General features: G+C 31.3%; 16 protein-coding genes. 8 read left to right on the top strand and 8 right to left on the bottom strand.

Annotated elements, in window-relative coordinates; translation table 11 throughout:
- Window positions 1–6: 6 nt before the first annotated feature.
- On the bottom strand, window positions 7–912 hold the full coding sequence (gene rsmH / locus B4E59_RS10360) for a 16S rRNA (cytosine(1402)-N(4))-methyltransferase RsmH (RefSeq protein ID WP_291052822.1): 906 nt from the start codon (window positions 910–912) through the stop codon (window positions 7–9).
- The gene (mraZ, locus tag B4E59_RS10355; RefSeq protein ID WP_038332815.1) at window positions 905–1,366 is read right to left on the bottom strand and encodes a division/cell wall cluster transcriptional repressor MraZ; all 462 of its coding nucleotides are present in this window, start codon (window positions 1,364–1,366) and stop codon (window positions 905–907) included. Before mraZ ends, rsmH begins: the two co-directional genes overlap by 8 nt.
- Before the next feature lie 262 nt (window positions 1,367–1,628).
- Between mraZ and B4E59_RS10350 the strand changes: the two genes are divergently transcribed.
- Complete coding sequence (locus B4E59_RS10350) at window positions 1,629–2,411, top strand: alpha/beta fold hydrolase (protein ID WP_038332809.1); 783 nt, start codon at window positions 1,629–1,631, stop codon at window positions 2,409–2,411.
- A 2-nt stretch (window positions 2,412–2,413) separates the two neighbouring features.
- Window positions 2,414–3,046, top strand: coding sequence for a ribosome biogenesis GTP-binding protein YihA/YsxC (yihA, locus tag B4E59_RS10345; protein ID WP_084106860.1), 633 nt, complete (start codon window positions 2,414–2,416; stop codon window positions 3,044–3,046).
- A 34-nt stretch (window positions 3,047–3,080) separates the two neighbouring features.
- Here the strand turns inward: yihA and B4E59_RS10340 are convergent, their stop codons facing one another.
- From B4E59_RS10340 to B4E59_RS10330, 3 genes are all read right to left on the bottom strand, one after another.
- Window positions 3,081–3,404: a hypothetical protein gene (locus B4E59_RS10340; RefSeq protein WP_038332805.1), complete on the bottom strand. Its 324-nt coding sequence runs from the start codon at window positions 3,402–3,404 to the stop codon at window positions 3,081–3,083.
- A 40-nt stretch (window positions 3,405–3,444) separates the two neighbouring features.
- The gene (locus B4E59_RS10335; RefSeq protein ID WP_115001756.1) at window positions 3,445–3,867 is read right to left on the bottom strand and encodes a type II 3-dehydroquinate dehydratase; all 423 of its coding nucleotides are present in this window, start codon (window positions 3,865–3,867) and stop codon (window positions 3,445–3,447) included.
- Between the two features lie 213 nt (window positions 3,868–4,080).
- Window positions 4,081–5,361 carry a replication-associated recombination protein A gene (locus tag B4E59_RS10330; protein ID WP_221855377.1) on the bottom strand — a complete coding sequence of 427 codons (1,281 nt, stop codon included), beginning with the start codon at window positions 5,359–5,361 and terminating at the stop codon, window positions 4,081–4,083.
- Between the two features lie 113 nt (window positions 5,362–5,474).
- Here B4E59_RS10330 and B4E59_RS10325 point away from each other — a divergent pair, with 113 nt between their 5' ends.
- The 5 genes from B4E59_RS10325 (at window position 5,475) to mscL (ending at window position 8,091) form a co-directional block, all read left to right on the top strand.
- Window positions 5,475–5,879, top strand: a complete 405-nt coding sequence (locus B4E59_RS10325; protein WP_115001760.1) for a hypothetical protein — start codon at window positions 5,475–5,477, stop codon at window positions 5,877–5,879.
- A gap of 58 nt (window positions 5,880–5,937) precedes the next feature.
- Complete coding sequence (locus B4E59_RS10320; protein WP_125349652.1) at window positions 5,938–6,444, top strand: thioredoxin family protein; 507 nt, start codon at window positions 5,938–5,940, stop codon at window positions 6,442–6,444.
- Window positions 6,445–6,542: 98 nt separating this feature from the next.
- Entirely contained in the window at window positions 6,543–6,776 is a 234-nt protein-coding gene (gene yidD, locus B4E59_RS10315) for a membrane protein insertion efficiency factor YidD (RefSeq protein ID WP_125349653.1), read from the top strand.
- Window positions 6,776–7,672 (top strand): prolipoprotein diacylglyceryl transferase, encoded by an 897-nt coding sequence (lgt, locus tag B4E59_RS10310; RefSeq protein ID WP_115001766.1) that lies wholly within the window; start codon window positions 6,776–6,778, stop codon window positions 7,670–7,672. The genes yidD and lgt overlap by 1 nt, the downstream gene beginning before the upstream one ends.
- 35 nt (window positions 7,673–7,707) lie before the next feature.
- On the top strand, window positions 7,708–8,091 hold the full coding sequence (gene mscL / locus B4E59_RS10305; protein ID WP_038332787.1) for a large conductance mechanosensitive channel protein MscL: 384 nt from the start codon (window positions 7,708–7,710) through the stop codon (window positions 8,089–8,091).
- Window positions 8,092–8,167: 76 nt separating this feature from the next.
- Here the strand turns inward: mscL and B4E59_RS10300 are convergent, their stop codons facing one another.
- The gene (locus B4E59_RS10300) at window positions 8,168–10,690 is read right to left on the bottom strand and encodes a TonB-dependent receptor (RefSeq protein WP_291047160.1); all 2,523 of its coding nucleotides are present in this window, start codon (window positions 10,688–10,690) and stop codon (window positions 8,168–8,170) included.
- A gap of 237 nt (window positions 10,691–10,927) precedes the next feature.
- Between B4E59_RS10300 and B4E59_RS10295 the strand changes: the two genes are divergently transcribed.
- The gene (locus B4E59_RS10295; protein ID WP_115001771.1) at window positions 10,928–11,254 is read left to right on the top strand and encodes a hypothetical protein; all 327 of its coding nucleotides are present in this window, start codon (window positions 10,928–10,930) and stop codon (window positions 11,252–11,254) included.
- Between the two features lie 933 nt (window positions 11,255–12,187).
- Here B4E59_RS10295 and B4E59_RS10290 read toward each other — a convergent pair.
- Complete coding sequence (locus B4E59_RS10290) at window positions 12,188–13,285, bottom strand: hypothetical protein (protein WP_291052811.1); 1,098 nt, start codon at window positions 13,283–13,285, stop codon at window positions 12,188–12,190.
- Between the two features lie 2 nt (window positions 13,286–13,287).
- Window positions 13,288–14,070 carry an RNA polymerase sigma factor gene (locus B4E59_RS10285; RefSeq protein ID WP_291052808.1) on the bottom strand — a complete coding sequence of 261 codons (783 nt, stop codon included), beginning with the start codon at window positions 14,068–14,070 and terminating at the stop codon, window positions 13,288–13,290.
- Window positions 14,071–14,403 lie beyond the last annotated feature (333 nt).

The following is a 14,403-nucleotide window of genomic DNA, read 5'->3' as shown; positions in this document are numbered from 1 at the left end:
TATTTCTTAATCCTCATTACGAACCGCAATACGCATTTTCGCACTACGCGCTCTTGGATTTTCATTAATTTCTTCTTGCGTTGGCACAATCACCTTTGATTGTAAAGGTTTGAAAGGTGCCGACCAATTTCCAAAAACATCACGTTCAGGTTCACCTTCAAACATTCCGTTTTTCATGTAGCGTTTTGTTAAACGATCTTCTAACGAATGATACGAAATAATCACCAAACGACCACCTGGTTTTATCACTTCTCCACATTGCGTTAACATCTCTTTCAATGCAGCCATTTCATCATTTGTTTCGATTCGTAATGCCTGAAACATTTGAGCGAAAAATTTATTTTCTTTCATTTTTGGAATGAATGAAAAAATTTGCTTCAACTCATCAATTGTATTAATTTGTTTATCTGCTCTTGCTTTCACAACTTCTCTCGCCAAACGATACGAACCTTGCAATTCTCCAAAATCATAAAAAACACGAGCAAGATCTTCTTCTTCGTATTCATTAATAATTGTTTTGGCAGAAAGTTTTGCATTCTGATTCATTCGCATATCCAATTCTCCATCAAAGCGAGTTGAAAAACCACGTTCTGGCGTATCAAACTGATGAGAAGAAACTCCCAAATCACCCAAAACACCATCCACTTGTTTTATTCCACGAAATCTTAAATTATTTTTCAAGAATCTAAAATTTTGCTCAACTAACTCAAATCGATTATCATCAATTTTATTGCGAACCGCATCCACATCTTGATCAAATGAAAATAATTTTCCATTTTGATCCAAACGACTTAATATTTCACGTGAGTGACCTCCACCCCCGAACGTACAATCTACATATATACCTGATTCGTTAATAATTAACGCATCAACACTATCTTTTAATAATACTGGATTATGATATTCACTCATCTTCTCCTAAATTTCCCATTACATCTTCTGCCAAAGAAGCAAAATCTAAATCATCTACATTAATCGACTCTTCATATTTGTCTTTATCCCAAATCTCGATCATGTTTACAGAAGAATTAAGAACTACTTCTTTATTAATTTCTGCAAATTTCACTAAATCTTTTGAAATCTGTAGCCTTCCATTCGCATCAACTTCGACAATTTTTAGTCCAGCCGTAAAAATTCTAATAAAATCATTGTTTTTCTTCACAAATCGATTCAATTTATTCAAATCATTCATCACTTTTTCCCATTCTTTCATAGGGTGCAGTTCTAAACAATTTTGAAACACAGATCTTTTCAACACAAAGCCATCTTCCAAACATTCAGCAAGTTGTTTCTTCAAACCCGCTGGTATTGGGAGCCTACCCTTTGTATCTACCTTACACTCATATGTTCCAATTAATGAATTCATGATAGAATTTTTCCAAAAATAAATAAAATATTACCACAAATTACCATTTTTTACCACTTTTATTGAAATAGTTATCAACAATTTAAAATTTAGTATCAGATAGTTATGTTTTTTCTAACGCTAACCCCATGTATAAAATGAGAAATAATGTTTATATAGACCTTGTTTTGATAAGTGATTAATATGGATTGTTAAAGTTTTTCATATAAACCACGAAATAAAAAATATAATTAATTAAATTTGTCGACTTAATATCGAGTAAATGTTTTTTAGCTTAAAGAAAAAAGATAAGTTCTCTTACATAGAAGAAGGAGAAGGACAACCAATTGTTTTGCTTCATGGATTAATGGGTGAACTTAGCAATTTCAGCTCACTTACAAATTATTATGCACAAAGAGGATATAAGGTTTTCGCACCAGAATTGCCATTATATTCTTTATCTGTCATCAATACTAATATCAAAAATATTGCAAAACATGTTGCAAATTTTATTGAAGAAGTCGTTAAAGAACCAGCTATTTTAGTTGGAAATTCTTTAGGAGGACATATTGGTTTGATGGTTTGTCACAGACATCCAGAATATGTAAAAGCACTTTGTTTAACAGGAAGTTCTGGTTTGTACGAAAAATCTTTTGGAGAAACTTATCCAAAACGTGGTAATTACGAATATGTAGAACGTAAAACGCGCGAAGTTTTTTACGATCCTGCTATCGCTACAAAAGAAATTGTAGATGATGTTTTTGACACTGTAAATGACAGAAATAAAGCTATCAAAACTTTATATATCGCAAGAGACGCGATCAAATCTAACATGAAAGATGATTTAAAAGACATCAAAATGCCTGTTTGTTTGATTTGGGGAAAACAAGATAATGTAACTCCACCAGAAGTTGCAATAGAATTTGAAGAAGAATTACCAGACGCTTCTTTATTTTGGATTGATAAATGTGGGCACGCTCCAATGATGGAACACCCTGAATTATTCAACGAAATTTTATACAAATGGCTAATCGAAAAACAATTAGATCCAGCCACTAAAGCATAATTATGATTAAAAAAGCTGAATTCGTAAAAAGTTCGCAAAAATATACAGATTGTCCAGATCCTTTCAAACCAGAATACGCATTTATTGGGCGTTCTAATGTTGGAAAATCATCATTAATCAATATGTTAGCAGATAAAAAAGCATTAGCTAAAACTTCTGCAACTCCAGGTAAAACTCAATTGATTAATACATTCGAAATGGACGATACTTGGTATTTAGCCGATTTACCAGGTTATGGTTTTGCTAAAGCACCAAAAGGTGTTCGTGGTGGTTTCAATAAAATGATTTATGATTACATTGAGTTTCGTAAAAACTTGGTCAATGTTTTTTTATTGATTGATTCTCGACACACGCCTCAAAAAATAGATTTACAGTTTATGGAATGGTTAGGAAACAAACAAATTCCGTTTGCGATTGTGTTTACAAAATTAGACAAACTAACGAGTACACAAATGCAAAAAAACTTGAATCACTACAAAAACGAGTTATTAAAAACTTGGGAAGAATTACCAAAAATATTTACAAGTTCGGCTTCGAGTAAAATTGGTAAATTAGAAATCTTAGGCTACATTGATAGTTTGAACGAACATCTTGTAGACGAGTTTAAGAAAGAACAATACAAAAAAGAATATTAAAAAAGTCGGAACATAGTTCCGACTTTTTTGTTTATTACTCTCCTAATTCAGCAGATTTTGTTTTCAAATCATTGATACAAGGTTCTATTAATTTCATTAATCGTTCTTGTAATTCAGGTGTTGGATTATTCATTTGCATCATTTCTGTATATGTAAATTCATCCATCATTTTATCTGTCGAACAGTCACAATATTTTGTAATCAGCTCTTTTTTAGCCGCAGATATCCCTGGTGTTATTGCCGCTTGTTCACAAGCCGTCATTGCCTGAGCTTTTTGCTCTGTATTGTTTTTATCAGCTTTCGAATTACAGCTAATAATGGTTAATCCAAAGATTAATCCTAAAATAATTTTATCCATAGGTAATAGATTTTAATCTTGTTAAGATAATGATTATTAATTATTTCACAAAATTATTCACAGCTTCAACATAACCTGGTAAACCTTTTCCTGAAATAATTTTTAGACAACTTTCACCTGTTACACTATTTTTTCTGAAATCTTCGCGCGCATAAATATCCGAAATATGAACTTCTATCACTTTAGTCGTAATCGCTTTTATCGCATCTGCAATCGCATACGAATAATGCGTATACGCACCAGCATTCAAGATAATTCCGTCATATTTAAAACCAATTTCGTGCAATTTATCAATAATATCTCCTTCGTGATTTGATTGAAAATAATGCAACGAAACTTCTGGAAATTGCTTTCTCAATTCATGTTCAAAAAAATCTTCGAAAGTTTGTGTTCCATAAATCTCTGGTTCGCGAACGCCAAGTAAATTTAAATTAGGTCCGTTTATAATTTGTATTTGTTTCATTTTCTTTATTTTATAAATATAAATTCCTTTTTTAAATCGAAAAACTTTAATTTTTTCTTTTTTTTAATCAATTTTTTACTTTTTATTAAGTTTTGGCACAAACCTTGTATATATACAATCACCAACCTATTATCATATAAAACCAATCTAAACCAAAAAAATCAACCAAACCTTAAAATCTCAGTTAAACTTGATTAACTGAGATTTTTATTTTTAGTATCCATACTTACCTTTCCACTTTTGATTCAGCGATTGTTTATCCACTTGTTCTCGCTTATTATTTCCTGGCTCATAAAAAGTCGTCCCCGAAATTTCATTTGGTAAAAATTCTTGTTCAGCAAAATTTCCTGGAAAATCGTGCGAATATTTATATTCTTTTCCATAATCCAAATCTTTCATCAACTTAGTTGGTGCATTTCGTAAATGCAACGGAACAGGTAAATCCCCTGTTTGTTTCACAACTTGTTGCGCTTTACCAATCGCTAAATAAGTTGCATTACTTTTTGGAGAATTTGCTAAATAAACCGCACATTGACTCAATAAAATACGAGATTCTGGATAACCAATCACCGAAACAGCTTGAAATGTATTATTCGCCAAAATCATCGCTGTTGGATTTGCATTTCCCACATCTTCGGAAGCTGAAATCAACATTCTTCGCGCAATAAATTTCAAATCTTCACCACCTTCAATCATTCGAGCTAACCAATAAACCGCTCCATTTGGATCTGAACCACGAATCGATTTGATAAAAGCTGAAATAATATCATAATGTTGTTCACCCGTTTTATCATAACGCGCTAAATTTTGCTGAATACGTTCATGCACAATTTCATCGTTGATGATGATTTTATCAGTTGGAGAAAAACTATTAATTACCAACTCCAAACCATTCAATAATTTTCTTGCATCACCTCCCGAATATCTTAATAATGCATTTGTTTCAACTAATTCAATATTTAATTTAGATAAAACTGTATCTTTTTTTGTAGCTCGTTCAATCAAATCGACTAAATCTTCTTTTTCGAGATGTTTCAACACATAAACTTGCGCACGTGAAAGCAAAGCTGGCACAACTTCGAAACTTGGATTTTCGGTTGTCGCTCCAATCAAAGTCACCAAACCAGTTTCTACCGCTCCCAACAAACTGTCTTGCTGTGATTTATTGAAACGATGAATTTCATCTATAAATAAAATCGGATTTTTCGTTCCCGAAAACAAATTTTGATTCTTTGCTTTTTCAATTACTTCACGCACTTCTTTCACACCAGAATTTATGGCGCTCAACGTATAAAATGGTCGATCAGTTAATTCGGAAATCAATTGAGCTAGTGTCGTTTTTCCTGTCCCTGGCGGTCCCCAAAAAATCATCGAAGCAATCATATCATGTTGCAACATCATTTTTATTGGTCCGTTTTCGCCCACCAAATGCTTTTGATTAATGTATTCTTCAAGCGTTTTTGGACGCATTCTTTCAGCTAAAGGCGCATTCATAAAATCTTGTTTAGATTTCAAAGTTAGGGAATGTTTTGTCAAAATGAATGATTTTTTGGGCGACATATTTTGGCATTTAGATTTATTTTCTTTGTGTTAGAATAAAAATTAAAATGATGAAGAAAGCGTTAGAATGTGCTTTAATTTTAACAAGAAAGCACCAACTTTTGGGTGATAAAATTGCTTTATCAACTGATTATTTGAAAAAGATTGAACTAAAAGATAAACAATCAGAAATCAATAAACAAATGATTGAGTTTTTGGTCGAATTGCAAGAATTTGTAGAATTTATCAGAGTAAATCAAGAACTTAGATTGATGTATGTTGAATTGGTGAATTATTATTTCACACAAATTCATCATCAAATTAATTTTTATGAAATAGAATTGGACCGTTTAGAATTTGAATCAAAATTCTCAATCAATATGATTAATCAATTTAATCAAAACGAAAAAAATAATGAAATAAATTCGGTTCAAGAAAAACTAAATTTATATTACACGATTATTAATTCGTAGAAAAACGTTTTCGGCATAATTTTTTATTGTAAATTCGACTTAATATTTAGAATTTGAAATGAAAAAATTAACTATGTTTTTTAGCTTAATGATTTTATCGTTAAGTTTTGCATTTGGTCAACAAACTGAAAAACCAAAAATTTATAGTGAAGAAGCAAATCCGAAAGTAGATATCGCGAATGCGGTGCAAAAAGCTTCTGCTGAAAAGAAACACGTTTTATTGCAAATTGGAGGTAATTGGTGTGCTTGGTGTGTGATGTTTGATAAATTGACAAAAGAAAATCAAGAAGTAAAAGATTATATTGCGAATAATTATGAAGTGGTTCATGTAAATTATTCTCCAAAAAATAAAAACGAAGAAACGTTAGCTGCATTGAAACACCCAGAGCGTTTTGGATTTCCTGTTTTTGTAATTTTAGATGAGAAAGGAAATTTAATTCACACACAAAACTCAGCTTATCTTGAAAGCAAAGAAGTGAAAGGACATGATCCGAAAGTTGTGTTAGAGTTTTTACAAAACTGGTCTTACAAAGCATTAGATCCAGCGAGTTATACTAAAAAATAATATGCGTTAAGCACGTATCGTATAGAGAATCAATCAGCAAAAGCATAAACTTTTTAGATTGATTCTTTTTTATTTCGGTTATTGATTAACTTTGTGAGATGAACAAAATTTTGGTTACACCATTTATTCTGTTGGTAAGATTTTATCAATTAGCGATTTCTCCTTGGATGGGAAGCAATTGTAGATATCAACCAACTTGCTCTTCTTATATGATAGAGGCGCTAAAAGAACATGGTTTGCTAAAAGGTTTGTGGCTCGGAACAAAAAGAATTGGTCGCTGTCATCCTTGGGGAGGACATGGATACGACCCTGTACCTAAAAAGAAAAATTAATGATTAACTTAATTTCGTTTATCGATTGGAATCCAAAACCTTATTTATTTGAAATAGCAGGATTCAAAGTACATATTTACAGTTTATGTTGGATAGTTGCCTTTGTAGTAGGCTGGTATTTGATGTCAAATATTTTCAAGAAAGAAAATCAGAAAAAAGAATTACTTGACCCTTTATTCCTTTACACATTTATTGGAGCAATTGTAGGTGCAAGACTCGGAGAATATATTTTTTATGATCCTGCTGCGTTTATTGAACGACCAATCGAAGTTTTCTTACCTGTACAACACTCACCAGGACAAAGTGCTTTCTTTGGATTATTACAAGATTACGAATTTGTAGGATTTAGTGGACTTGCAAGTCACGGAGCTGCATTAGGTGTAATTTTAACTTCCTATTTATTTAGTAGAAAATATTTGCATCGTAATGTATTGTGGTTGTTAGACCGTATTGCTGTTGTTGTTCCTTTTGGTGGAGCTGCGGTTCGAATTGGAAACTTTTACAACTCAGAAATTGTAGGAAAAGCATCAGAATTACCTTGGGCAGTAAAATTTCATCAACAAAGTTTGGGATATGGAGAAGTAATTCCTCGTCATCCAGCTCAAATTTATGAAGCGATTGGATATGTTATCTTAGGAATTATTATGCTTTATATGTACAACAAAACAGATAAGAGAAAATATTTGGGAGCTTTGTTAGGCCTATTCTTATTTTTATTATTTTTAATACGATTTGTTGTTGAATTCTATAAAGAAAATCAAGGTGAAGAAGCAGTTGCTCAAATGTTGAATATAGGATTAAACAATGGTCAAATCTTAAGTATTCCTTTTATGTTAATCGGTTTATACTTATTTATCTCTTCTAAAAATAGATTAGAAACTAATCAACCGAATTAATATTAATTATAAACTTTGAAATAAATTTTAAACTTATGGGATTTTTTAAAGAATTTAAAGAGTTTGCAGTAAAAGGTAACGTAGTAGATTTAGCTGTCGGTGTAGTTATCGGTGGTGCATTTGGTAAAATTGTTACTTCTTTAGTTGAAGATATCATTACACCAGCACTTTTAAATCCAGCTTTGAAAGCCATTCATGCTGAAAATTTAGCAGCCTTAGTAATTCCAGGAACAGCCATTAAATATGGTAGCTTTTTAGCTGCTGCTATTTCTTTTACTGTTGTTGCATTTGCTTTATTCGTAATGATTAAAGGAATTAACAAGTTGAAAAAAGAAGCTCCTGCTGAAGAAGCTGCTCCTGCTGGACCAACACAAGAAGAATTATTGGCTGAAATTCGTGATTTGTTGAAAAACAAATAATTCGTTTTTCGAACAATTAATAAAACAAAAAAGGATCGCAATTGCGATCCTTTTTTTTTCGATTATTTTCAAACTACTAAGAAGCTGATTGCATTTGCATTTCTTCTCCACCTCCCATTTCTTCTCCATTTGAACGTTGTTGTTTACCACTTTGCTCTTTCTCGTTTGTATTTTTGAAACGATACGTAAATGAAAGGTTAATAGAGCGTTTCATCCAACGCATACTTTGATAGTTTTCTGATTCTTCGTAGAAAGTTGTTTGCTCTCTTTTACGAGAATTGAATACATCACGAATATTTAATGTTAATGAAGCTCTCTTTTTCAATAAATCTTTTGATAAAGATAAATCCATTGATAAGTTATCTTCTGTTTTTTGTTGAGCAGTTTTCATTCCTCCCATATAATTACCTGCGATTTGTAATTTTAAATCAGCTGGTAAAATAAAGTTTGATGATAAACGTCCACGAGAACTAAATCCATCTCCTTTGAAACTTTGTGTAAATTCTTTCGACTCTGTAACTCCTGTATCTGGATTTAAATAATCTGAAATTGTTGCTGAGTAAGAACCTGTTCTATTGTATCCAAATAAGTTGACATTAAACATTAAATTCCACCATTTGAAAGGACGGTAAGTAGCAGTTAAATCTAAACCATAACGGTCTTCATTTCCTGCATTAACTGGCATTGTTTCGAATGCTTGATTATATGGTTTTAAAGGATTTCCTGACTCTATATAATTATATGTTTGGAAATCATTAATCACATCAGTTGTTCTTTGGTAAAATAAACTTGGTGTCACCATCAATTTACCAACTGTTGCGATATACGATAATTCGAATGAATTAGTATATGTTGGATTAAGATCTGGATTACCACGACGAACATCTAATGCATTTACACTAGAAAAATATGGCATTAACATGAATCCCATTGGACGACGAACACGACGAGAGTAGCTTAATTGCATCTCATTTTTATCTGTCAATTTATAATTCAATGTTAATGTTGGGAATAAATCTGTATATTTTTTTGAAATTGTAGTTCCTTCTGAATGATTTGCAATTTCCATATCAGAACTTTCTACACGTAAACCTGCAAAGTATTGGAATTTTTCTCCAATTGCATTTCCATATTGCACGTATCCAGCATATACATTTTGTTGATTATCTATATCAGCTAAGAAAGCTTTATTTGGAGTTTCTGTTCCGTCCGTATTAATTGTATTATTTCCACTATTTGTTTTTGTATCGCTTAAATCAACACGAGCACCTAATTCAAATTTTCCTTTTTCTCCAATTGGACGAACATAATCTGCTGTAAAAACTGCAGAATTTTGAGTTTCTAAACTATATGTTCTTTCATTTCCTGTCAATACATCACTTGCATTTAAATTACGAATAATTCCATTTTCGTCTTCTTTTTGGTACGAGTAACGTCCTGTAAAAGTAAACTCATGTCCTTTTGTATCAAAAGCGTGTTTGTAGTTAAAATCCGCATCAAAACTTTTTTTTAACTCTTTTTCATTTTCGATACGAGCAGTTTTATTTGTTTGATTCCATAATGCATCATAATAATAGTATCTAACATCATTAATATTATTTCCATTATTGTAACGATATCCTGCAGAAGCTCCTAATGTATTTTTATCATCTAAATAATATTCACCTCCTAAACGTGCATTATAGTTTCTACGAATTCTATTGTTGTTCGTATCTGTTTTTCTATAATCAGAAATAATTCCATTCGGATAGTTTGTTGTCAAAGCATTGCCTTCTCCTTCTCTATCCATATAACGTGTACCTAAAGTAGTATAGATGTTATATTTTTTTGTTTTGTAGTTCAAGTTGACGTTTCCTCCAACCATTTTAGGAATACCTCCATTCAACGTTACAGAACCATTAAAACCTGTATTTGTTCCCTTTTTAAGGATGATATTAATAATTCCCGCAGAACCAGAAGCTTCATAACGTGCAGAAGGATTTGTCACCAATTCGATACGCTCAACATTTTCGGCTGGAATATTTTTTAACGCTTCTGCTACATCAGAAACACCTAACATTCCCGAAGGTTTTCCATCAATCAAAAACTTTACATTATCATTCCCTCTTAATGAAACGTTTCCTTGTGCATCTACAGAAACCGATGGTACATTTGCTAAAGCATCCGACAATGTTTGACCTTGCGACATTGGATCATTCGCCATATCATACACTTTCTTGTCCAATTCTACTTTATAAATAGGCTTTTCCGCTGTTACAACTGCAGCGCCCAATGAAACTGTTTGCGTCGTTTTTACAGTAAAAGTACCTAAATCTAAAGCTGATTCTAAATTAATCTGTTTTTCTATTACATCGTATCCCAATGGCTCAATCACAAGAACATATTGCCCAGCCTTTGCTTCTACTGTAAATTCTCCTTTTGCATCCGTTGCCGCTTCTGCCACAACTCCATCTTCCGAGCTTTCAAGCGATATTGTAGTGTATTCTACAGGTTTGTTTTCACTTGATAAGACTTTCCCTTTAATTTTTAAAAGCTCTTGCGCATTCAATCCTGCACAAACACAAATAAAAATCAAAGCAAATAAACTTCTTAACCTCATTTGTTTAATTTTTCGTTTTGTAGTTTTATAATTTTACAACTTGTTTGACAATCCTTTTTGGAAAAGGTTTAATCGATTTCAAAAATAATTTTAAAAAATATTGGTCGATTATTCATCTCAAATGTTACATCTTTTAAAAGATTTCATCATAACCGAAAAATTTTAACATTTATTGTTTTAAACCTTTTTAATTTTTTAAAGTCTTAAGAATAAATAAAACAAAAAAAGTTGATAATTATGAGAACAGCATTTTATAAATATGTAGGATTAGGATTAATTGCTTTCACTTTAACAACTGCTTCAGCGCAAGACAGAAATGAAGGATCGAGAGAGCAGAAATTACAACAATTAAAAAAAGATTTGAACTTGACAGATGCGCAAGTCATTAAAATCAAACAAATTGAGGATAGCTACAAAGACGAAAAACTGGAATTGAAAAAGAAAATGAAAGAAGTTCGTCAAAAAGAATTTAATGAAATCAATAATGTTTTTACGCCAGAACAAAAAGCAACATTGAAAGAATTGCACGCCAAAAAACATCAAAATAAAAAAGGAGCTAATTAATAGCTCCTTTTTTATTTAAACAATTATCACAACTTAATACGTTTATCTTTTTTACAAAGCAACTAGGCAATCGTCACAACACCTGAGTTACAAAAACCTTTTACATACATTCTACTGCCACTATGTTGCCTTCATCTTGCCTTGATGTTGGGAGTATCCTGCTACTGTCCCGTCCTAATGACCCGTCCTAAAATAACTATACATGTTTTTAAATAAATCCTGTTATAGTTATACACCAATTGATCTTAATCCTAAATTTACTATACAAGGGAGTTTTGATTATTAAAACTTCTATTATAATTTTTCCATCTTTTCTTTTTAATCGTCTTTGTTCAAATTGAATTTCAATTGTTCTATATATTCATAAGGACGTAACGAAGTCACTTGAAAAAAAAACATCAGAAAAGTGACGTACAGAGGAAAAGCCTCCTAACTCAGCTAAGTCTTTTACAGAATATTTATGGTATGTACTATTTATTTGGTTGATAAATGAAGTAGAGGAGATGCTTGCTTCTCAAATCTACAAAAATCAAATCAATGTTTCTTGTTTTTAATGTATGCTATAATAAGTTATAATGTTTTTTTAATTAATGATTCCCGCTTCGCGGTAATTTTCGCGAGTCCTTAACCACAAAGTATCTGCTGTTGCTTTGCTTAAATCAGCAAACCATCACCGTTTAATCATTTGTTGTAGTAAAAATCAAAACATTTGTATAAAATATTTTAACCATGACTTTTTGTATAAAAAACAACTAAACTAGCATCACAACACCTGAACTACAAAAATCTTTTATATACATTCTACTGCCACTATGTTGCCTTTATCTATTCAAGTATACACTCAAACACTCTTAGTATATGTTGTTTACATTTAGTGAGTGTTCGTAATCAACCTCACCTTATGGGTGTACAATCACCCTCAAAAATTATAATTTATGCTATAATAAGCTCAATTCCTGCTTTCTCTGCTTTGTATTTTATTTTAGTCATCAGTTCATAATAACTCCAATTCCTCAGTACAAATTCTTCTTCTTTAGCTAGCTCGATTTTTTCTTCTTGATCCAATAAAATAAGTGTTCCTGCTTTATATTTGATACAAAAATCAATTAACATTTTACTATAGACATGTAGTCTATGATGCACATAATTTTTTTCTACTTGACTCATTTTATCTAGGGCTTTTAGTTTTCTCGTTCTTCCTTTTCCCGATTTCGCATAGGCTACTCCTGCTTGCGTTCGTTGACGGGATGCTTGTATCGCTAACCTTCGGTAAAGAAACTCTTCTTTAGTACCAATAGTAAGCCGAGATTTACCTACTTTTACAACCAATGGATATTCCAACGACAAGGAAGCTTCTGCAATAATTTCGGATTGTAATTGATGGTTTTCTTTTTCAACTTCAACGGCTACTAACCAAAATATTTTACTTTTTTCTAACTTTATTTGTGAAGTGCAAAGTTTTATTTCTCCACTTATCACTTGTTCCAGTAGTTTTTTATTACCTGTAAAATATTTTCCTAAATAAGTTTTGAATGGTATTTTAAATAAGATAAAACAAAAATTTTTCTTCTCTTCATTATAACATAATTTAGTTATTTTACTGCTATTAAAAGGAAATGCCATAGCTCGTTTAAAATTTTTTAATGAGATTTCACCTTTCCAATATTTGACACAATCTTTTTTAAAAGATTGATACAACATATTATTCAAACAAGATAAAATATTCATTGGAACTTCTCCTTTAAAACGATTTGAAAGTACACGATAAATGGTATTCATTCTAGAGCACTCTAGTATACCCTCTGCATCTTTCTTCTCGTCCATTAATTTATATTTAACTCCTTCAGAGAGGTAAAAAAAATCTTTCATCATTTCTTGTACATACAAATGAGAAACAATCAAATTAGCGGCTTTAAAACATCTATTTTGCCATTTATAAAGCGTATCCAAAACTTCTTTACGTTCTTCTTGAGTTGGTAAATCGATAATTAATTGTATTTTTCGAGTGAGTATTAAAGTAGATTTTTCCATCATCAATAGTTTAGTGATTGAACTTTGTTTTGTTGAGTGAATTTATAGGCGACTATAAATTCGTTGTGTACTTCTTTTTGAGACAGTTCTAATTCTTCAGCGATATTGGCAAAAGATTGTTTATGCTTACATCGAAGTTTTAATATCAACGATTGTGTTTCGGATATTTTATCTTGTTTCTCTTCAGTAGAGACTGTTTTGGTTTTAATAATTAACTTATCATGATGACTTAAAATCTTCTTAAGATCCGCTATAGCATGTTTAATTTCGTTACTGGTTTCTGTTATTCCTCTTCCCATTGCTTTAGCAATCGCTTTATATTTAAATCCATGTTTTAAACAAAGTTCTATCAAATGTTTTCTTTCAGTACTTAATAGAGGTAATACTTTTATAATTTCATCAAAATAGTGCTGTTGTGTTTCTTGTTCATTCAGGTTTTCTATTACATCAGCGGGATCATATCCAGCCAAATAACTTTGATAATTCTCATAACTCTCTAGCGAGTTTACTGTTGCAAAAAACTTATTCTTCGGTTTACGATAATGTAAATAGCAACTGTACTTCATTACAAGCCTCAAAAAGAAAAAGATATGATCAAGGGACTCAATCTTCTCACGATATTCCCATAATTTCAGAAAAGCATCTTGTACCAAACATTCTACTACAAACTCATCCTCAATTATTTGTTTACCAAACCAAAAGATTCGTTTATTGTACCTGACATAAATACGTTCGAAGGCAGCAGAATTACCTTTTTTTAATAATTCAAATTCTTTTTCTAGCATAATAAAGGTGGTTTTATTTATGTTTTACGTGATACGTATTACGTTCTACGTTTTTACATTGTTTTTAAATTCAACATTCGTTTTAAAAGCCACTCCTTTTCCAGTACATCGCGCCAACTTTGTTTTTGGGGAAAGGTTTTTTTTGTTTTTTCTTTATTTTAAATATTTTCTTTACTTTCATTTTTTTGAGCATCCAAAAAAACGAAACAAAAAAAGATGCCGACAGTAGTCTCTCAATGATTCAACGAAATAAGTTATTTCCATAAAGTTGATAACTCACTTCGTTCAAACACCTCATCTTTTTTATTCCAATAATTTAGAGTTGAATTGCAT

It is taken from the genome of Empedobacter sp. UBA2044, assembly GCF_002333005.1.
In the GTDB taxonomy this organism is placed as follows: Bacteria; Bacteroidota; Bacteroidia; order Flavobacteriales; family Weeksellaceae; genus Empedobacter; species Empedobacter falsenii_B.
This window is presented reverse-complemented; position numbering and strand designations above follow the sequence as displayed.